At 70.3% G+C, this 20,676-nt stretch carries 15 protein-coding genes; 9 read left to right on the forward strand and 6 right to left on the reverse strand.

The genetic code is table 11. The features are described from left to right. A complete protein-coding gene (gene yedA, locus KEG57_RS45970) occupies positions 1-1,218 on the forward strand; it encodes a drug/metabolite exporter YedA (protein WP_272427441.1) in 1,218 nt (405 codons plus the stop codon). Positions 1,219-1,229: 11 nt separating this feature from the next. Here yedA and KEG57_RS45975 read toward each other — a convergent pair whose 3' ends face one another. Together KEG57_RS45975 and KEG57_RS45980 are read right to left on the reverse strand one after the other, a co-directional pair. Further along, a complete protein-coding gene (locus KEG57_RS45975; RefSeq protein ID WP_272427442.1) occupies positions 1,230-1,841 on the reverse strand; it encodes an RNA polymerase sigma factor in 612 nt (203 codons plus the stop codon). Positions 1,842-1,891: 50 nt separating this feature from the next. Further along, complete coding sequence (locus KEG57_RS45980; RefSeq protein ID WP_272427444.1) at positions 1,892-4,219, reverse strand: heavy metal translocating P-type ATPase; 2,328 nt, start codon at positions 4,217-4,219, stop codon at positions 1,892-1,894. 137 nt (positions 4,220-4,356) lie between these two features. Between KEG57_RS45980 and KEG57_RS45985 the strand changes: the two genes are divergently transcribed. After that, complete coding sequence (locus KEG57_RS45985; RefSeq protein ID WP_272427445.1) at positions 4,357-4,575, forward strand: heavy-metal-associated domain-containing protein; 219 nt, start codon at positions 4,357-4,359, stop codon at positions 4,573-4,575. A gap of 57 nt (positions 4,576-4,632) precedes the next feature. Here the strand turns inward: KEG57_RS45985 and KEG57_RS45990 are convergent, their stop codons facing one another. Continuing rightward, a complete protein-coding gene (locus KEG57_RS45990; RefSeq protein WP_272427447.1) occupies positions 4,633-5,028 on the reverse strand; it encodes a hypothetical protein in 396 nt (131 codons plus the stop codon). Between the two features lie 163 nt (positions 5,029-5,191). On the opposite strand from KEG57_RS45990, the gene KEG57_RS45995 reads away from it, so the two are divergent. Then, entirely contained in the window at positions 5,192-6,649 is a 1,458-nt protein-coding gene (locus KEG57_RS45995) for a M61 metallopeptidase family protein (protein WP_272427448.1), read from the forward strand. Between the two features lie 12 nt (positions 6,650-6,661). Here the strand turns inward: KEG57_RS45995 and KEG57_RS46000 are convergent, their stop codons facing one another. Then, on the reverse strand, positions 6,662-7,987 hold the full coding sequence (locus KEG57_RS46000; RefSeq protein WP_272427450.1) for an MFS transporter: 1,326 nt from the start codon (positions 7,985-7,987) through the stop codon (positions 6,662-6,664). Positions 7,988-8,163: 176 nt separating this feature from the next. Here KEG57_RS46000 and KEG57_RS46005 point away from each other — a divergent pair, with 176 nt between their 5' ends. Both KEG57_RS46005 and KEG57_RS46010 read left to right on the forward strand, forming a co-directional pair. After that, positions 8,164-10,878: a CHAT domain-containing protein gene (locus KEG57_RS46005; protein WP_272427451.1), complete on the forward strand. Its 2,715-nt coding sequence runs from the start codon at positions 8,164-8,166 to the stop codon at positions 10,876-10,878. A gap of 73 nt (positions 10,879-10,951) precedes the next feature. Beyond that, positions 10,952-11,248 (forward strand): hypothetical protein, encoded by a 297-nt coding sequence (locus tag KEG57_RS46010; RefSeq protein WP_272427453.1) that lies wholly within the window; start codon positions 10,952-10,954, stop codon positions 11,246-11,248. A gap of 227 nt (positions 11,249-11,475) precedes the next feature. Here KEG57_RS46010 and KEG57_RS46015 read toward each other — a convergent pair whose 3' ends face one another. Beyond that, on the reverse strand, positions 11,476-15,048 hold the full coding sequence (locus KEG57_RS46015) for a serine/threonine-protein kinase (RefSeq protein WP_272427454.1): 3,573 nt from the start codon (positions 15,046-15,048) through the stop codon (positions 11,476-11,478). An 80-nt stretch (positions 15,049-15,128) separates the two neighbouring features. Here KEG57_RS46015 and KEG57_RS46020 point away from each other — a divergent pair, with 80 nt between their 5' ends. The 4 genes from KEG57_RS46020 to KEG57_RS46035 all read left to right on the forward strand — a co-directional run bounded on the left by KEG57_RS46020 (position 15,129) and on the right by KEG57_RS46035 (position 19,339). Continuing rightward, entirely contained in the window at positions 15,129-16,565 is a 1,437-nt protein-coding gene (locus tag KEG57_RS46020; RefSeq protein ID WP_272427455.1) for a sigma 54-interacting transcriptional regulator, read from the forward strand. A 101-nt stretch (positions 16,566-16,666) separates the two neighbouring features. After that, positions 16,667-17,956: a trypsin-like serine protease gene (locus KEG57_RS46025; RefSeq protein WP_272427456.1), complete on the forward strand. Its 1,290-nt coding sequence runs from the start codon at positions 16,667-16,669 to the stop codon at positions 17,954-17,956. A gap of 76 nt (positions 17,957-18,032) precedes the next feature. Further along, the gene (locus KEG57_RS46030; protein WP_272427457.1) at positions 18,033-18,533 is read left to right on the forward strand and encodes a hypothetical protein; all 501 of its coding nucleotides are present in this window, start codon (positions 18,033-18,035) and stop codon (positions 18,531-18,533) included. Positions 18,534-18,946: 413 nt separating this feature from the next. Next, entirely contained in the window at positions 18,947-19,339 is a 393-nt protein-coding gene (locus tag KEG57_RS46035; protein ID WP_272427458.1) for a VOC family protein, read from the forward strand. A gap of 24 nt (positions 19,340-19,363) precedes the next feature. Here KEG57_RS46035 and KEG57_RS46040 read toward each other — a convergent pair whose 3' ends face one another. Next, on the reverse strand, positions 19,364-20,326 hold the full coding sequence (locus KEG57_RS46040) for a macrolide 2'-phosphotransferase (protein WP_272427459.1): 963 nt from the start codon (positions 20,324-20,326) through the stop codon (positions 19,364-19,366). Positions 20,327-20,676 lie beyond the last annotated feature (350 nt).

Here is a 20,676-nt window from a genome sequence, read left to right on the forward strand (position 1 = left end):
ATGATGACGACCGTGCCAAGGTTCCGCGCGGGCGTGGCGTCCTTCGCGCCGCGCCCTTTCGAGCTCGATCTCGCCAAGGGAGCGCTGTGGGCGCAGCGTCTCCGGGGGCCGTTCGCCCTCGCGTGTACGAGCGGTTCGGTGTGGTTGACCCGCGAGGGTGATCCGGACGACGTGGTGCTTTCAGCGGGCGGCTGCTACCGTGGCGCCGATCAAGGGCTCGTCGTGGTCGAGGCCCTGTCGCGAGCGCACATCACGGTGTCGAGAGAAGGTTTTTCAGGGAAACTCCGGCGGCTCCTCGCCGTGCTGAGGCAGCAGTGGCTCGTTCTGGTCTCGCTGTTCTCTCTGTACGTCATCTGGGGCTCGACGTACCTCGGGATGCACATCGCGCTGGAGACGCTGCCGCCGTTTTTCATGGGCGGGACGCGGTTCGTGCTCGCGGGCGGCATTCTGTACGGGGTGCTCAGGCTGCGCGGCGAGGCGGCGCCGTCGCGGAAGCAATGGGCCGGGGCCGCGCTCGTGGGCTCGCTCCTGCTCGCGTGTGGTAATGGGTTTCTGGCGATCGGGCAGCAGCGAGGGTGGGTGAGCTCGGGCGTGGCCGCGGTCGTGGTGACGACGATGCCGCTCTGGATGGCCGTGCTCGGGAGCGCCGCGGCGTTCGTGCAGCGCCGCATGGGCCGTGAAGGGACGTCGGCCGCGCCTTCGGCCGGAGAATGGACGGGGCTCCTCGTCGGCTTCACGGGCGCCACGCTCTTGCATCTCGGCGGCGCGATGGGCGGATCGGGCGGCGGGATCTTGCTGCTGATGCTGTCGCCATTCGCCTGGGCGCTCGGCTCGCTGCTCAGCCGCTCTTTGGACCTGCCGAAGGGGCTCATGGCCTCGGCCGCGCAGATGATCGCGGGCGGGGTCATCATGCTCTCGCTCGCGCCGCTGCTCGGCGAGCCGCTGCCGCTCGCGCCCTCGGCCCGCTCGCTCGCGGCGCTCGCGTATCTGACGGTGTTCGGCTCGATCGTGGGTTTTTCCGCGTACGGTTATCTCATCCGGAACACGCGGCCGGCCATTGCGACGAGTTATGCGTACGTGAACCCGCTCGTCGCCATCGCGCTCGGGATCTGGCTCGGCGGTGAGGCGGCCTCGGCGACGACGTGGCTCGCGGCGATCATCGTGATCTCGGGCGTCGTGATCGTGTCGATGGCGCGGGCGCGGCCTTCGACTTCGTGATCGATTTGGCCTCAAACCTTCGGGGCGCAGCCGCCGTGCGCCCCGCTGTCGCACGTGCAATCGATGCAGCCGTGCTCGGCGCATGTCCCGCACGAGAGGGCGACCTGCTTCCGTAACGCCTCGCGCGCGCGGAACACGCGTACGGCCGCGTTCGAGGGCGTGATCCCCTGCTCCTCGGCGAAATCTTTCACCGCGATACCTTCCACCTCGATGCGCTCGAGCGCGGCGCGGTATTCGGGTTTGAGCGTCTTCGCCAGGCGCGTGACGCATTGGCAGATGGCGCCGTGGACCTCCTGGTTCGGCTCGGCGTGATCTTCGACCTCGGAGGCGAAGGCGTCGAGCGCGCGCCGCGCGGAGCCCTGGCGGCGGCGGTGATCGACGACAGCGTTGCGCAGGAGGCGATAGAACCAGGCGATCGCGGATTCGTCCTTCTGGAGCGTGTCGAGGTGCTGGAGCCCGCGCGTGAAGGCCTCTTGCAGGATGTCCTCGGCGAGGGCGCGGTCGCCGAGGCGGCGCTCGAGGAACGCCAGAAACTCCCTGTGGTTCTCGACGAGGACACGCGCGACGTCGCCCTCCACGGGCAAGGTGGCGGTCGTCTCCGAGGTCGGGCCAGGATCTGCCATGGGCTCGTTTGTCGCCTCCGCGGGCGCTCCTGTCAACACGGCGCGCGTGCTCATCGTTTGGTTCCATAGGAACGAAGCCGCAAGGAGCTGAGGAGGACGGACACGCTCGACAAGCTCATGGCCGCGCTCGCCAGGACCGGCGAGAGGAGCCAGCCGGTGAGCGGAAAGAGGGCGCCCGCAGCGATCGGGATGCCGATCACGTTGTAGACGAAGGCCCAGAAGAGGTTGCGACGGATCGTGCGCAACGTGGCGCGCGCGAGGCCGAGCGCCGTGGGGAGCGAGGCGATTCCGCCGCGGAGGAGCGCGATGTCGGCCGCCGCGACCGCGATGTCGGTGCCGGTCGCGACGGCGATGCCGACGTGGGCGCCGGCGAGCGCTGGAGCGTCGTTGATACCGTCGCCGACCATCGCGACGATGCGCCCTTTCGCGCGCTCCTCGGCGACGATACGGGCCTTGTCCTCGGGGCGGACGCCCGCGTGGACCTCGTCGATTCCGAGGGATCGCGCCACGGCGCGCGCGGTGGCCTCACGATCGCCGGTCGCCATGGCGACACGCACGCCGAGCGCGTGCAGGGCGGCGATGGCTTCTTTGGCCTCCGGCGTCGGCAGATCGGCGACCGCGACGAGGCCGGCGAGTTGTCCCTCGATGGCGACGAACGAAGGCGTGTTCCCGGCCTCTGCGAGCGCTTCCGCAGCGTCTTCGAGCGGAGCCGCATCGATGCCGTGCTCGGCGAGGTAACGCGCGGTGCCGATTCGAACCTCGCGCTTCGCGACACGCGCAAGCACGCCGCGCCCTGCATCCGCGCGGAATTCCTCGGGCGAAACGAGGGCGAATCCACGCGCGCGTGCTCCCTCGACGAGCGCCTTCGCCACCGGATGCTCGCTGCCGAGCTCCGCGGATCCCACGAGGTGGAGGACGTCTTCCTCGCGGAAGCTCGGCATGGTTTTCACCGCCGAGAGCGTCGGGCGGCTGGCCGTGACCGTGCCCGTTTTGTCGACGATCACCGTGTCCACGCGGCTCGCGGCTTCGAGCGCGGTGCCGCCCTTCACGAGCACGCCGAGCTCGGCGCCGCGGCCCGTGCCTACAGCAACGGCGGCCGGCGTGGCGAGGCCGAGCGCGCAAGGGCAAGCGATGACGAGCACCGCGACGAACCGCTCGACCGCGGCGGCGAGGCCCGTCGTCGTGGGATCGGCGATGAGCCACGCGGCAAACGCGAGGGTCGCGATGCCGAGCACCACCGGGACGAACACCCCGCTCACCGTGTCCGCGAGGCGCGCAATGGGCGCCTTCGAGCCTTGCGCTTGCTCGACGGCCGAGGCGATCTGCGCGAGCGCTGTCTCCGCGCCGGTCTTCGTGATGCGCACGGTGAGCTGTCCGCTCCGGTTCAGCGTGCCGCCGAAGACAGCCGAGCCCGCGGTTTTGTCGACCGGAAGGCTCTCGCCGGTGAGCATCGATTCGTCGACCGCGGATGCGCCCGCGATCACGTCCCCATCGCTCGGGAGGCGTTCGCCGGGACGAACCCGTACGACGTCGCCCGGCACGAGCTGCGCGAGAGGGATCTCCTCCTCGATGTCGCCGATGCCGCCGCGGAGCCGCCACGCCGTCTTCGGCTGGAGCGCGACGAGCCCACGCACGGCGTCCGTGAGGCGCTTTCGCGCGCGGGTTTCGAGGAGCTTGCCGAGCAGGACGAAGCTCACGATGGCCCCGACGGCCTCGAAATAGACGTGCGGACGCAGGCCATGCGCGGCGTGCGGGAAGAGGCCGGGCGCGAGGACGGCGATCGCGGAATAGACCCACGCGGCGCCGGTCCCGAGGCTCACGAGGGTGTTCATGTCGGCGGCGTGGTGCCGGAGCGCGATCCACGCGAGGCGAAAGAATCGGCGGCCGGGGCCGAGGATCACGGCCGTCGCGAGGGCGAGCTGCACGAGGCGGCCGAGCGTGCCGTCCGCGCCGGGGATCCGGCCGTGTGACATGCCGAGGACGAGCAATGGGACAGAGAGCCCGAGCGCAAAGGTGAAGTCGCGCCGGAGCACGCGGCGCTCGTGGTCGAGGCTCGCGTCGGCTGCGTGGGTTCGTTCAGCGGGCGCGGCGGCGGAGGTTTCCGGGGCGGCTGCTTGTTGCGGGACGCTGTAGCCCGCGCGTTCGATGGCCGTGATGAGCGGTTCGGTTCCGGAGGCCGTGGGGTCGTACGTGATCGTCGCGGTGCGCGTGACGAGGTTGACCTTGGCCTCGCGGACGCCTTCGGTCGCGAGCAAGGCGCGCTCGATGCGTCGCACGCAGGCGGCGCAGGTCATGCCTTCGACGGGCAGGTCGATGCGGCGAGCCGCAGGGGCGGCGGTTTTCTCGGGGAGGAGAGCGGGAGTGGATGCGGTCGACATGGGAACCTCGCTTCGACCGCGCAGACGCATCACCGCCCGGCGCATTACACCGGCTGGCGGGGTGTAATGAAGCGCGGCGGCTGCGTCTTCAGGGGTGCGAGCGGCGAACGGGCCGCTCCCCGGAAAGGAAGGACGCCATGAAGGAAACGTTGCTCCATGTCGACGGGATGAGCTGCCCGTCCTGCATTCGCCACATCGACGGCGCGCTACGCGGGATCGCCGGCGTCGAGAAGGTCGACGTGAAGCTCCGCGAGGGCACCGTTCTCGTGAAGCACGATCCGTCGAGCGCGCCGACGAACGTCCTCGTCGAGGCGCTGCGCGACGCCGGCTACGAGTCACGCCCCCGCGCCGCCTGAAATGGGGGCGAGCGCCGGAGCTCTCGGAGATTCCCGCGAGCTCCGGCGCTTCGGGTTTCACCCGCAAGAACCTTCCCCGCAGCTCATCTGCGCGCCGTGCTTCTGCGCGGCCGTCGGGGCCGGCGCGGGTTTTTCGGTGGGCTCGGACGGCGTCGCGGTCACGGGAGACGGGGCGGGAGGCGCTGTCGTCGAACGTGGCGTCGCGGTGGGTTTGGCTGCGGCTTTCGCTGGGGCCGCGGAGGGCGCGACGGCCGCGCTCGGGGGCGCTGGGATGGGGGCCGCGGGCGTCGCGGCCGCGGGTTTTTCGTTTGCCGGTGGAGGCGGCGCGGCGGGCGTTTCGGCTACCGGTTTCACGTCCGGGCCGTCCGGCGGCGCCGGGGACGTGGTGCAACCGGTGATCAGGGCGCCCGCCCCGAGGGCGGCCAGCGCCTCGTAGATACGCTTTGCATTCATGACCAAGCTCCTTCGTGGTTCTCCGTCGGATCGACGGAAGGGGTACGACCCTGCCGACGCAGGGGGGCGCCGCCCATTACAGTCGTCGATCGGAATTTTCGCGGCCGGGCGGGCACGGGGCGAGGCCCTTTGAAAGCAGGTCCGGACGGTGTAGACATGGGCCATGGCGCGAAGGGAGAGCCTGTTCGTCCGGCTGACGGTTTGTCTGGGCCTGCTTCTCCCCGGGGGCTGCGGGGGCGCGCCCGCGGCGAAGGCGAGCGCCGTGATGGGGGACGCGCCGGAGGTACATTATTCGTTCGTGATCGATGCCGAGCTCCGCACGCTTTCGGCCACCGTTTGTCCCCGCGATCTGAGGCTCGCGCGGCTGCGCATGACGGTGCCCGAGCTCCTCGAGCGCGTGCGCCGGCCGCGCATCCTGCGGGCCGCCGGCGACGTGCCGCTCACATTCGAGGAGGATGCCGTGCCCATTGCTTCGGCGACGGACGGCGCTTGTATCGGCTACGACGTCGACCTCGGTCCGCCGGGGGAGGGTTTTTGGATCACGCACGGCGATGCCCACGTGCTCGCGGCGCCCGACGTGTGGCTGCTCGCGCCCGAGCCCCGGCCCAGAGGGACGCATTTCACCGCGAGCTTCACGCTCCCGCCGGGCGTTCGCGCCGCGCTCCCCTGGCCCGAAGATCCACGAGGGTATCGGGTGCCGACGTCGGCCTTCACGATGCGGAGCGCGGGTGCGTTTGGTCAATTCGAGCGAGAGACGCTGCGCGTGGGCGGGGCCGAGCTCGATGTCGTCGCGCTCGGCGGCGGGTTCGGCGAGCGGGCGCCCCTCGTGACGGAATGGCTGCAAAAGAGCGCGTCCGCGCTGACCCAGCTCCACGACGGGTTTCCCGTTCCGCGGGTGATGGCGCTGCTCGTCCCGCATCCGGGGTCGGAGGTCGGATTCGGCATGGCGCTGCGTGGAGGCGGGCCGACGGTGATGATCATCGTGGGGTCGTCCGTCACGCCCGAGGCGCTCGACGAGGACTGGGTCGGCGTGCACGAGCTTTTCCATCTGTCGGCGCCGCGGTTTCTTCCGAGCGACGCCTGGCTGTCCGAGGGGCTCGCGACGTATTACACGGACATCCTGCGGGCGCGGGCGGGGGCATTGGATGAACACCGCGCCTGGGACGATCTCGTGGACGGCTTTCGGCGCGGGAGCCGGCGCGGGACGGGGCGGACGCTCCGGCAAGAGAGCATCGACATGCACGAGACGCACGCTTACCAGCGGGTGTATTGGGCCGGCGCGGCGCTTTCGCTCCTCGCGGACGTGGAGCTCAGGAAGCGGGGCGTGGAGGACGGCCTCGATGGGCCGCTGCGTGAGCTCGCGCGTTGCTGCGCGCGATCCGAGGAGGCGTGGTCCGCCGAGCAGTTCGCGAAGTTCGTTGATGAGAAGACCGGTCAATCCGTCGTGCAGCCGCTGTTCGAGCGGTACCTCGATCGAGCGGATTTCCCCGATACCACGGAGGTTCTCGCGGCGCTCGGCGTGAACGGGACTGGGCGGGAGATGACGCTCGCAGCGGAGGCCCCGCGCGCCGGCGTGCGCAGTGCGATGATGGCGCCCCGCGCCGGGAGCACGAGACGCTGAGTTTGTCCGGGCTCAGGCGGTTTCGGGCTTCGGCGCGGCCTCTTCGGGCGCGTGGCGCTCGATTTTCCGGCGGAAGACGAGCATACAGACCGGCGCCGCGATTGTCATGAGCCCGATGACGAGCCACATCTGCCGCGAGTCCCGCGGGCCGGTCGGTGGGCAATACACGGAGAGCAAATACCCGCTGAGGAAACCCACGAAGGGTTTGGCGAGGAACAGGGGGATCTCCGAGAGGCCCATGTAGCTCGCCTCGCGTCCGGGCGGCGCGATCGTCGCCGTGTATTCGTAGAGCCGCGGCGACCAGAGCGCCTCGCCGATCGAGAGCAGGACGATGAACACGATGCTCGCCGTGACGGTCGTCGAGACGGCCATCGCGAGCACCGAGAAGGCCGTGATCGTCGCGCCGATCGAGATCACCGGGTAAGGCGGGTATTTGCGCGTGAGCGCGGTCGCCACGGGCGTGAGGACGATGATCATCGCAGGGTTGATCGACCAGTAATAAGCGAACGGGAAGTCCTGTCCGAACTCGCGGAGCGTGTACTTCGGCCAGGTCAGATGCGCGTGCTGGAGGACGAGGCGGACGAACGTGAGGAGCGCGACGAACCCCAGGAAGATCCAGAAGGCCGGCTCGCGCAAAACGTCGCGGGCAATCGCGAGCGGGTTTTTCGTGGGTTTGTCCGAGGTGGCCGGCTTCGCCTCGCGCATGGAGAGCGCGAGGATGACATTGATGCAGGAGGCGACGAACCCGACGAGGAAGACCAGCTGGCTCGACGAGAACGTGATCCCGGCGATCGTCGCGCCGCTCTTGAACCACTTCCGGAACTCGGTGATGAGCGGCCCCTGGGCGAGCGAGCCGACGTTCATGAGCACGTAATAAAATGAGAATGCGAAGGAGACCGTCGCGGGGGTCGTGTAGTTGCGCACGGCCGCGTTCATCGTGGGCTTCATGCAGGCAATGCCCCAGACGGACGCGGCGAGCGCCGCATAAATGGTCATCTTGTCGCCCGCGAACGCGAGCATGCCCCGGCCGATGGCCGTGGAGAGGGCCGCGATCACGAGCGCGCGGCGGACCCCGAGCCCGTCGGCGATGAAGCCAGCGAGGAACACGACGAGGCTGATGACCGTGAGCCAGGTGCCCGCGACGGAGCCGGCGGCGGTATCGGAGAAGCCGTGATCGTCCGACAAGAAAATCACGAGAAGCGACCAGATGGCGAAATACGCGACGGACTCGAGGAGCTTCATCGCGTACACGGTCCAGAGCTCGCGCGGGGAGGCGACGAGCGCGCGCAGATCGGCGGAGAGGGAGCCATCGGCGCGTGCTTCGGGAGGGGCTGCCATGGGCGAACGATACACGCGCTCGGGCCGGGATCCACGGGGATCAGAGCCCCGGGCGTCGCGAGGAGCACCGGGCTCCCGTTGACAGAGGGCCTTTTGCTCTTCTATACAGCGCGTTGCTTTTTCGGACGACCCCGATGCGCGCTCCTCGATCCAGGCTCCGCCGGCCCCTCCTGCGCATGGGGCTGCTCGCTGTCGTCGCCGGGGCGTTCGCCGTGCCGGCGTGCCCCGTCGCGTGGGCCGACGAGGTGGCCCAGGAGGGCGAGAGCGGGGCTTCGCTCTACGCGCAGATCCTGAAGCTCGTCGAGGCGGGCCGGTATCCCGAGGCCGTGCGCCTGGCCGATCGCGCGGTGAAGCTCCTGGAAGATGCCCCGAACGATAATGGGCATTTCCCTTTTTTGCTCGGGAGCACCTACACGCTCTACGGCGATTATGCGCGGGCCGAGCCGATCTTCGTGCGCCTCTTGGCAGCCCAGGATCCCCGCGAGCCGAATCCGGCGGTGTACGAATCCCTCGGTCGCATTCGATTCGCTCTCGGTGACCTGGAAGGCGCGGCGCCGCTCCTCCGGCGCGCCGTGGCTATTGCAGAGGAGCGTTTCAGCGCGGAATCGCCGTATGCCATCGGCGCCGTCGAAGCGCTCGCCGCGCTGCATCGGCGCCGGGGCGAGCGAAGGCGCGCCGAGGAGCTCCTCCGCGATCTCGAAACCCGCGTCCGCAATGCATCGAGCATTTCCCGTGATGTCCTGAGCTTGCCCGCGCTGCGTCTGGGCGAGCTCGCGCTGGATCGAGGGGAGCCCGATGTGGCCGAGCCACTCTTGAAAGCGGCACTCGCGGGGGCGGAAGAGTCCCTCGACGAAAACCACGTGCAGCGCGCGGAGTACCTCCAAGCGATGGGGCTTTTGCTGGCCCGTCGAGGAGACTTCGCCGCCGCCGAGGCGCGGATGAAACGAGCGCTCGAATTGCGGGAAGCCGTCTTCCACCCGGACCATCCCGACATCGCTCGCACGCTCCGCGACCTCGGGGATCTTTACGTGGCCCAGGACCGCATCGAGGACGCGGTGCGCGTGCGGGCACGCGCGGCCGATCTCGCGGACCGCGCCGCGCGCGTGCATCTTGGGCGTGGATCCGAGGACCAGAAACGCGCGCATGCCGCCTTGCTCCAGGAGGATACGGACGCGCTGGTCTCGCTGCACATCCAGGTCGCGCCAAAGCATCGCGCGGCGGGCCGCCTCGCTCTGACCGCGATCCTCCGGCGAAAGGGAATCGTCCTCGACGCCGTGGCCGGGAGCCTCTCCGCCTTGCGGCAATCACTCGATTCGGCGGGGCGCGCGCTTTTCGACGAGCAGGCCCAGGTCGATGCGCGCCTGTCTGCAGCCGTCTCGCGCGGGCCCATCGACGTGCCGCCCGAGGAGCACCTGGCCGAAATCGAAGCCCTGGAGCGGCGCCGCCGCGAGCTCGATGCGCGCCTCTCGGCCCATCCGCACGCCGTCCCCGACGGCGGCCCTTCCGCGCTGCTTTCGCTAGAGGACGTGCAGCGAGCCATTCCCGCGGGCGCCGCGCTCGTCGAGCTCGTCGTGTATCGCCCGTACGATCCTTCGGGTCCGCCCGTTCGTCCCACCTGGGGCGCGCCGCGTCTCGCCGCGTACGTCCTCCGCCGCGAGGGCGAGGTCGCGTCGATCGATCTCGGCAATGCCGAGGGCATCGAAGAGGTCGCGGCGGGACTTTTGCGGGATCTCGCGACCACCCGTCGTGATCCGCGCCCCGCCGCGCGGTACCTCGATTCTCTGGTCACGGAGCCGCTCCGTGGTTTGCTCGGGGATACCCGCTGGATCCTCCTCAGCCCCGACGGCGCATTGAACCTCGTGCCCTTCTCTGCGCTCGTCGACGAAAAAGGGACGTCGCTCGTCCGGCATACGTCGTTCACGTATCTGACGAGTGGTCGCGAGCTCGTCCGCCTCGCCAAACCTCCGGCCGAAGCCCGCGAAGCGCCGCTCGTGGTCGTCGATCCGGCATTCGGGGCACGCGGCGAAAGCGCGTCGGCAGGGGAGGGGCGCGGCGCGCGGTCTGCGAGGATGACACGGATCCGATTTTCGCCGTTGCCAGCGACGCGGAGAGAGGGCGCCGCGGTGAAACGGATGCTGCCCGGCGCGAGGCTTCTGGAAGGGACGGCAGCGACGGAAGAAGCGCTCATGGCGGCTCGGGGGCCGCTCGTGCTGCATGTCGCGACGCATGGGTTTTTCCTTCCGGATCAGCATGCGGCGGGCGGGCGGGACGAGGGTGAGCGGGGAGGGGAGCGGTCGGCGTTCGTCTCGGAAAACCCGCTCCTCCGGGCGGGGCTCGCGCTTTTTGGCGCGAATGGGCGGCGGAGCACGACGGACGCCGCCGACGGCGTGCTCACGGCGCTGGAGATTTCGGGGCTCGATCTGCGCGGCACGCGGCTGGTCGTGCTCTCGGCGTGTGAAACGGGCGTGGGCGAGGCGCTGCGTGGCGAGGGGGTTTTTGGGTTGCGCCGCGCGCTCGCCCTTGCAGGGGCCGAGACGCAGGTCATGAGCCTGTGGCAGGTCGACGACGAGGCCACGAGCGAGCTCATGACGGCCTATTACGCAGGCCTCGCCGTCGGCGGGGGGCGGAGTGAGGCGTTACGCGCGGCCCAGATCGCCGTGCGCGAAAAACATCCGCATCCGTATTACTGGGCGAGCTTCATCGTCTCCGGCAATGGGGCCGCGCTCGACGGTCATTCCGTCCCGCCCCGCTTCGAGGTCGCGCGCGGGCCTCGCGGGTGCGCTTGCCAGGCCGCCGGGGCGCCCTCCGAAATGGGAATCGGGGCCGTCGCGCTCGCCGCGGGCGCCCTCGGCCTCGCGAGGCGGAGGCGCCGCACCTGGAACGTTCATTGAAAGGACCTCGCGTAGATCGCGACTCGCTCCCGAGGGAAACCGTTCGAGGGTCGCTTCGAGATTGGAGATTGTCATGCATCATCCCAGATTCGCCGCCATCCGTCCGCTCTTCCTAGGCCTCGCCGCCGCGCTCCTCGTGGCGTGTGGCGGCGCGCAGCAGCCCCCCGCGGAGTCCGGCGCCGGCACGGCATCCGCGGAGGTCACGTGCACGACGCCCGAGGTCACGGACCCGAACACGCCGCCCGAGTGTCCGAACCCCGAGCAGTGCGAGTGGAGCGCGGAGAACAAGAAGTGCCAGCCGAAGCGCGGGATCATCATGGAGGACGCGAGGCCGAAGCCCCCGCCGCCCCCGCCGCCGCCCGAGAGCTGACGCTTCCCCGCCCCCGACCCACCTCACGTCCCGCAGCCGGGCGCTCCCCGTCCGCGCCATCCCCTCCACCACCCATCCACCGATACACGGCGCCCGTCGCGGCCGTCCCCTGGCCGCTCGCGTCCGTCCATCACGCCCGACGTCACCGGTCGGGGACACTGTCATCAACTGGCGACATCGAGCAGGGACCCTGTCCACGGGTGGTGACAGCGATCGACGCCGGCTGGCTACAGCAGCGTCGCGCCCTCGTCGGTCTGCGTGAGCCACGCTTCGGCCTCTCGCAGGAGCCGCCTTGGCAAGGCGCCGAGCGACATCTCCGCCGCGCGTCCTTCCTCCACCACGCGCGCGAGCTCCGTCCGCGCGACCTCGCCCTGCTGCACGAGGCGCAAGACCTCCCAGAGCTTCGCGCAGATCTCCATGCTCCGATCGTGGTGCTTCTCGGCCACCACCCGCGCCGTCCGCGCGTCCGCGATCGCTTCGGGCATCCGTCCCATCAATCTCAGGATCTCCGCGCGGCGGAGGAGCGTCAGGGCACGGCTGCGGGTGCCTCGCTCTCGTTGGATCGTGTCCGCCTCGTCCGCGCTCTCGAGCGCGTCGACGAGCGCGCCGACCTCGGTCAGGGCCGCCGCGCGGAGCGACAGCGCCGTCGAGCGCAGCACCGGATCCCCGGCTTGCCGTGCGAGATCCGCGGTGCGCGAGGCCGTCTCGGCCGCCTCCCGAGCGCGGCCCTCGCGCAGGAGCATCACCGCGAGGTTTTGCAGGAAGAGCCGCTCCTGCCCGCGCATGCCCCGCTCGTTCGCGCGCGCGGCGAGCCGCTGGACACGCTCGATCGCGGCATCGATGCGCCCCGCCTCGGCCTCCAGCACCGCCAGATCCCCCTCGATGTGCACCTCGTGCCACGCAGATCTCGTCGACGAAGCGATCGCCACGGCCCGCCGCAGATCCTGCTCGGCAAGGCCGAGATCCCGTGGATCGAGCGCATAACAGAGCTCGCTGCGCAGCACCCGCGCCGCAAGCTCCATCGCCGGCCCCGCGCCCGCCGCGAGATCCACGGCCTCGGTCACGACCGCCATCGCGCGCTCCGGCAAGAGCACGCCCGCCACCGCGAGGCGCGCCTCGCAGCGGAGCCGCACATCCGCGAACGCGTCCGCATCCGCGACGAGCGTCGCATCCGCAACGCCGCTCTCCCGGAGCCCGCGCGCCACCTCGAGCCGCGAGACGCGCCGCCACAGATCGAACCGGCGCGCTTCCGGCCCGTCTCCCGCGAGGATCGGCAGCCGATCGAGCCTTTGCTTCGCCTCCTCGAACTTGCGCCCGCGGATGAGCATCCGGACCCCTTCGAACGCGAGCCGCGCCTGCGTCTCGGCGTCGTCCGTGATCGCCGCGAGCCTGTCGCCGAACGCCGCCGCCTCCTCGAAGAGCCCCGCCGCGCCCGCCTTCTCCATGGCGCGGCCGAGCCAGACGCGTGCCTCCGCGAGCGCGCCGAGCCGCTCGTACCCCGTCGCCAGGAACGCCGCGTCGAGCTCTGCCGGCGCGCCCTCGGCCATGCCGTCGAGCAGCGCCCGGTGGAGCCTGTGAAACCACGGGCGCGGCCTGAGCAGGTTGAGCGCCGCTTGTCGCACCATCTCCTGCGCGAACCCGTACTCCTGCCGCTCGCCGTGCGCCGTCAGGATCCCCGCTCCGACGAGCGCTTCCAGCGCCTCCTCCGCGCGATCCGCGTCCCCGGCCACCCGCAGCGCGAGATCCACGTCGAGCCCTCCGCCCGCGAGCGCCACCGCCGCGAGGACACGCAAGAGCGTACGCTCGGAATCGCTCCCCGGCGGGAGACACGCGCCGAGCCGCGCCTCCAGGAGATCGGCCACGCCCGGCACGTCGCCTCGCAGGATTTGCTCGTTCGCCGCGCGGTAGGCGCCGTCTTGCCAGACCATCGCACCGCCTTCGCGCCACGCGACGAGCGCGTGCACGAGGTAAAACGGCACGCCCGCCGCGCCCGCGACCACAGCCCGCTCGACCTCCTTCGTGATGGGACAGACGCCCTGCGCGAGGCGCGCCGCGGCCGCGGGTTCGAGCGGGCCGAGCGAGACGTACGTGAGCCCGGGGCTCGTGCGCGCCCGCGCCTCGCCGAGGAGCTTGCGCAAGGGCGCGCCCGCGACGGGATCCGGCCGCGCGGCGAGGGCCACGAAGAGCCGCCCCGGCGCGCCCGCCGCCGCGCGATGCACGAGGAGGCGCACGACCTCGCGCGTCGGCGTGTCGCTCCACTGGAGGTCGTCCACGAGCACGAGGAGCGGCGCCGAGGCGCTCACCCGCACGAGGCCGTCCTCGATCGCCTCGACCGCCTGCGCGAGCTCGTCCGGGCCCGGGACGAGCCCCGGCGAAAAGGCCCGCGCGAGGGCGCGCGCGAGCGGCTCGAACGAAGGCGCGATCTCGGGCGGGAGATCCTCGACGGCGCGGCGGAACGGGTAGAGAGGGCTCTGCTGCTCGGGCGGGCAATGGACCCTGAGGATGCGCGCGTCCTCGAAGGTCCAGCGCTCGGCAGCAGCATCGAGGAGGCGGCTGCGGCCGATGCCCTGCGGCCCCGTGAACACCACGACCTGGCAGCGTCCCTTCTTCGCCTCGTCCGCGGCGCGCTGGAGCGTCGCGAGCGCCTCGTCGCGGCCCACGAGCGGGGGGCACGTCTCGGGCGCGGGCGCGGCCTTGCGAGCGGGCGTGGAAACCGGCGCGGGTCTGCGGACGGAGAGCGGCGCGATCGACGTGACGGGCGCGAGGACCGCGGGATCGAGCCGCGCGAGGAGGCGTTCGAGTTCGCGCGCGACCCATTCGGCATGGCGAGGTCTGAGGAGCGGATCGAGCGCGAGCAACCGATCGACGAGGAGCGAGAGCTCGGCCGTGATCACGCTCCGCGCAGGGACGCTCGTCACGAGCGATGGCGCGGGCCCCTGGGGCATGGGCGTCTCGTGTGGGAGGCGGCCCGTGACGAGGTGGAACATGGTCACGCCGAGCGAGTACAGATCACTCGCGGGCGTCGGGAGCTGCGAGAGGCACTCGGGCGCGAGGTAGCCGAGCGTGCCCGCGACGCGGAGGCCTGGGCGGGCGCCGGGGCCCGGCGCTGCCGCCGCGATCGGCGAGGCCGTCATGGTCATCGTCTGCGTGTGCGTGTCCGGATCACGCGGAGCGGCCGCCGCGGGCGCGGGAGGCGGCTCCGCGCGCGTCGTGTCCGCGGCCGCGAGCTCCGCCACGGTCGCGGGCGTCGCGGCCGCGAGTTCCGGGGCCACCGCGATCCCGAAGTCGATGAGCTTGTAGCCGGAGGGCCCGCGCACGATGTTCGCGGGCTTCACGTCGCGGTGCACGAGCCCCGCCGCGTGCACCGCCGCGAGCGCCCAGGCCACGGATCGCGCGGCTTCCAGCACGACCCGCTCGTCGAGCCGCCCGTGCGCGCCGGCGAGCATGTCGAGGCTCGCGCCCGCGACGTGCTCCATCACGAGGCCGATCCGCGCGGACGCATCGTCGCAGAGCAGCGCGTAGAACCGCACCACGTTCGGGTGCTCGACGCGGCAGAGGGCGCGCGCCTCCTCGATGATCTCGTCGCGCCACCGGCTCACGTCGTGGCCCCGCGCGGCGGCCGCGTCGAACGCGAACAGCTTGATCGCCACGTGGCGCAGCAGCTTGCCGTCGTACCGCTCCTCCGCGAGGAAGACCGGGGCGAACCCGCCCTTCCCGAGCTGCTGCACGAGGAGGTACGGCCCGATCTGCGGCGCCACTCCGGGCGGAAGACGCGCAGCGAGACGCGAACTCGGGGGCATGCAGCGCGGATGATAGCGCGGCGAAGCGGGCACGCCGGGCTTGTCTTGACGAGCTTTCGAGATCTGCAACGATGCGCGGGATGACGCGGGCGGAGGAGCCTGGGTGCACGCTCTCCGATGTCACGGACAACGCTGTGCTCCTGCCGGCGCTCCGGGTCCGCGTGACCGCGCCCGACGGCACGATGCGCGAGGCCCCGCTCGGCATGGAGACGCTCGTCGTCGGCACGAGCGCCGAGTGTGATCTCGTCGTGTCGGATCCGCGCGTCTCGCGCCGGCACTGCGAGCTCCGTCTCACGCGGAAAGGCGTCGTGCTGCGTGACCTCGGCAGCAAGAACGGCACGCTCATCGGCGATCTCGCGGTGATGGAGGTCCTCCTCCCGCTCGGCACCGTCGTCACGCTCGCCGGCTCGCGCCTCTCGACGCACCTCGCGGGCGCGCCTTCGATCGTGTCCTTGTCGACGTCCACGCGGTTCGGCGAGGCGATCGGCGAGAGCCTGCCCATGCGCGCGCTTTTCGCCGCGCTCGAGCGCGCCGCGGCGTCGTCGGAGACGGTGCTCCTGCTCGGCGAGTCGGGCACGGGCAAGGAGGTCCTGGCGCGCGCGATCCACGCCGCGAGCCCACGCAAGGACGGCCCGTTCGTGGTCTTCGACTGCAGCGCCGTCGCGCCGAGCTTGATCGAGGCCGAGCTCTTCGGCCACGCGCGCGGGGCCTTCACGGGCGCGGTCTCCGCGCATGCGGGCCTGCTCGAACAGGCCGATCGCGGGACCTTGTTCATCGACGAGCTCGGCGAGCTCCCTCTGGATCTGCAGCCGAAGCTTCTCCGCGCGCTCGAAGCGCGGCAGGTGCGGCGCGTGGGCGCGGTCGAGTGGCGCCCCTTCGACGCGCGCATCGTGGCCGCGACGCACCGTGATCTCCGCGCGCGCGTCGCCGAGAAATCGTTCCGCGAGGACCTCTACTACCGGCTCGCGGTCGTCGAGGTGAACATCCCGCCGCTGCGCGAGCGCAAGGACGACATCCCCGCGCTCGTCGAGCGATTCCTCGCGGCGCAAACGCCGAAGCGCACGCTCGCCGATCTGCCGCCGCACGCGATGTCCTTGCTCCTCGCGCACGACTGGCCCGGCAACGTCCGCGAGCTTCGCAACGTGGTGGCGCGCCTCTGCCTCTTCCCGGACTTCGCGGTGTCGGCGCTCGGCGCCCAGGCACGCAAGCCGCCCGCGGCCGCCGCGCCCGAACCTGCGCGTTCGCCCGAGCCCGCCGCTGCGGCGCCTGCGGCCGCGCCGGAGGCGCACGAGGCTCCGGCGGGGGAGGCCGAGGAAGGTGATCTCGGCGGGCTCCTCGGCCTGCCGCTGCTCTCGGCGCGCGAGATGGTGCTCGAGCGCTTCGAGCGGCAGTACCTCGCGACGAAGCTCCGCGAGCACGGGGGCAACATCTCGCGCACGGCCGAGGCGATTTCCGTGTCGCGACAGTTCCTCCACAAGCTCGTCGACCGTTACGGGCTCCGAAGCTCCGCGCGGTAGCCCCGCCCCGCGCCCGATCGGGCTTGGCACGGTTCGCGCAATGGCTCCTCGCGCTACCGGACGACAATCGAGTCGCCGTCCGGACGAGGGAGCCAATTGTCATGACACACCAACGAAGCCAGAGGTTTGCGCCCTACCGCCGCATGTGCGGAGCGACGCTCATGGCGCTCGCGCTCACCGCGGCCCTGGGCAGCGGATGTGCCGAGGGCGAGCTGCGCGACGTGAACGAAGAGGCCACGGCGGAGGCCGAGCATGCCATCAAGAACGGCACGGTCTGGGACCCGTGGACGCAAAATACCCAGACCTGGACGCGGAATGTGGTTCGGCTGCCGGGCTGCACGGGGACCCTACTCAACCGCGAATGGGTGCTCACCGCCGGCCATTGCTTTCCGGATGGGACGGGCACCGATCCCGCGACCATCACCGCGCGGCTGACGGAGGACGACGGCAGCGTGACGTCCTCCGTGGGCGTCGAGCTCCTCTTCCACCCGCAGACCGCCGCGGGCGTGGACGTCGCACTCCTCCGCCTCGCCAATCCGATCGACCCGGGAAACGCGTCGCTGCCGCTTTATACGGGCACCACGGCGTCGCTGATCGGCGATACCGTGTTCTGCGCCGGGTATGGCGCGATCAACTCGGGCGCCGCTTGCTCCGCGTCGATGCCGTGCCCCGCTGGCCAGTATTGCCACGACTGGGGCGTATGCCTGACGCCGACGGACGGCAACTTGCGGACCGCGTCGTTCAGCATCATCGAGGACCCGATCGATCCGGTCATGTGGTATCGGTTCCAGGTCCCGAACGCACTCGGTCAAATGGAGCTGCCGGGGGACTCGGGTTCGTCCTGCTGGAACGGCTCCGGCCTGACGGGCGTGATGAAGGCGGGCAACACGACGAATTACAACCGCCAGACGAGCGTCGAGGCGTTTCGTGACTGGGTGAACGGCATCGTCAACCCGACCGTGGTCAAGCAGGTGAACCAGGCGGGCACGTATTGCCGGCCCGTGGGCAGCGCGCTGGTCGATCACGGCAGCGACGGCGAGGCCTTCAATTCGAGCGTGTGGTCGGGCCAGGTGGTATGCCCCATGCAACGGCCCGGGGGTGAGGACGGGTATCCGAACGTGGTCGACGTGCCGCGGCTCTTCGTGCTGGATCGCCACGCGAGCCAGGACGTGTGCTGCAAGCTCCAGTCGAAGAACCCGACGGGGACGCACATCGAGACGACGACGGTCTGCTCGAGCGGCGCGAGCGCGGATTACCAGACGCTTCAGCTCCCGTCTCTGTACGACCCGTACACGTGGAGCCAGTTCAGCCTGAATTGCACGCTGCCGGGAAGCGCCGCGCTCGGCCTCTCGGGCATTCAGGGGTACCGGTCGCGCCAGTCGATGCGCTGAGCGCCGAGCGACCGAAGAGAAACCGAAGATTCAAACGTAGATAGATACGACGATTCGAAAGCGAAGGACGAAAGCCATGATGAACAAGAAGCACTCCCCCCTCAAGGGTCTCCTCATCCTCGTCGGAGGGCTCCTCTACGCTGGCGTCGCGCTCGCGGCCTCGACCCAGAACGCGCCCGGCTCGGCTTGCGTGGCCACGAGCGGCCAGGCCCTCACCGCGCGCGCCGACGGGGAGGCCGAAAATCAGTCCGCCTCGCTGGTCACGGCGATCTGCCCGACGGAGCGTCCGATTGGCACGGGCGTCACGACCACGAACCTCAGCGGCACGGTCTTCGTCGTCGACCAGAACGCGGGGGCGAACGTGTGCTGCCGGGCGGTCTCGAAGAACCCGGACGGCACAAAGATCAACGGCACGTGGTCATGCTCGAGCGGTTCGAGCTCGAGCTACCAGACCTTGAACGTCGCGTCGATCTCGGACACGTACACGTTCAGCTCGTTCTATCTCGAATGCCAGGTGCCGGCCATCAGCGGCGGCAATGCCTCGCGCATCCAGATGTACCGCGCGATTCAGAACTGACCCACGCCGCCGCTCATCGCAAACCGTCGCGCCGGGGCGCTGCCCCGGGCCCCGCGGGGGCTGTTCGCCCCTCGACCCGAACCAGGGCAAGCCCTGGACCGATTGGGGAAGAACTGCGCGATGCGCAGTTCTTCCCACAGGCCGGTGGCAAGACCATGGAGGTGCTGGCGACGGGCACGTTGCCTGTTGAATCGTCAACGACGCGGTTTTGATGGGCAGGGTCGTCGTTGGTCTTGACCTGGCCTGTTCGATGAACTGCGCATCGCGCAGTTCATCGCCCCGGGTCCAGCGCTTGCGCTGGTCCGGGTCCAGGGGCGGATAGCCCCTGGTGGGGTCTGGGGCAACGCCCCAGCGCAGCGCCTCCCAAGATGAGACGCTTGCCCCTGCGACGCTGGCCGCCCTACACTCGGTTCATGCGAATGAACCAGGTCACCGTGGCGGCCACGGACATTGCGGCCTCGATTGCCTTCTATCAGGCGCTCGGCTTGCGCCTCATCGTGCGCTCCGACCACTACGCGCGCTTCGAATGCCCCGACGCGGCCGGCGGCGAACCGGCCACGTTCTCGCTGCACCTGCAGGACACGCCGCCCGCGAAGGACGGCGTGGTTGTTTATTTCGAGGAAGACGACCTCGACGCGACGGTCGAGCGCCTGTCGAGAGCGGGCCTCTCGTTCGATGTGCTCCCCACGGACCAGCGCTGGCTCTGGCGCGAGGCGTACGTCACGGATCCGGCGGGCAATCGAGTTTGTCTTTACCGGGCCGGGGAGGCGCGGCGCTTCCCGCCGTGGCGATTGAAGGATTCTTGATCGGCTCTACGAATCGCCGCACGCTCACCCGCTTTCTTTTTCGATCGTCGCGAGCATCGTTCGGGCGAACTCGATCGCGCCATCGTTGCCCGCGGTGAGCCCCCACTTCGCCCCGAGCGCCGGGAACGCCGCCCAGCGCTCGGCGGCGTGGGCCGCGAGGCCGCTCCACGTCGTGCCGCCGGCCGCCTCGAAACGCTCGAGGCAAGCGTCGAGCGCTGCCTTGCCGAACGCGCCGACGAACAGCGCGAAATCGATCGAGGGATCCCCGAGGTGGGCCTCGGTCCAGTCGAGGATCCCCGTCAAACGGCCCTCTTCGTCGAGCAGCATGTGACCCGGGTGGAGATCGCCGTGCACCAGGGCGAGATGACGCGGCCAGATCGCGTCATTCGCGAGCCAGCGTTGCCAACGCGCCCAGACCACGTCCGGCGTCGCGAGGATCTCGCGCGTCTCGTCCATGGCGCGAGCGATTTCGACGCGGGTGTCGTCGATCGATTTCCTCGGGACGCCCGCCTCCTCGATCGCTCGGACGCTCACCTTTTGTAATGCCGCGAGCGCCTCGGCGAACGAATGGATGAACGTCTCCGAGGGGGCCGCCGGATCGACACGATTCCAGACGACGCCGACTGCCGGATCCACGGTGACGGCGGGGACGCCGCCGAGGCGCGGGTAGGCGATCACCTGCTCGGTGAACACGCGCCAATGCGGCACCGCGACGGGCAGGTGCCCGCGCACGAGGCCGAGCACCCGCGCCTCGACGCGCGCGGACTCCACCACGGCCATGCGCCGCGGCGTCCGCACGACCCACGGCACGCCTTCCTCGTCGTGGGCGTGTACCACGAGGAAATCTAGCCCACTTCGATCGAAATCGGCCATTTCGGTCGTGATCTGGAGCCCCGCGCGGCGAGCGGCCGCGAGGAGCGCGGGGGCGGAATCGAGCGGCTCGAAGGACGAAGAAGCCGCGGACGAGAGAGCACTACGTTCGGTCATGAAAAACTCCTCTTCGCGCGCCCGGAGGCGCATACGGAAGGGAAGACGCGGGAGCGCGTCGCCTCACGACCGGCAGCACGAATGTGGCCTATTCACTTTGGGCTGCCAGGCTGCCGGCGTGAGCCACCGCGCCCGGTCTTCCCCGGGGGGAAGCGGGCACGGAAAAGCACCCACGCGCTCGTTGCATCGACCCGATCGTACCGGGGATGCAAGGAGGACGAGGATGCCGAGCTCAGCGCAGCCGGATGAATGCCACGGCGCGACTCTGCCATACGATGGGTGACAAGGCAAGCCCTCCGGCGACGGAGAATGTGCTCGACGGAGAAGCGCATTCCGATCCTGACAGACTC

The organism is Polyangium jinanense, assembly GCF_028435365.1.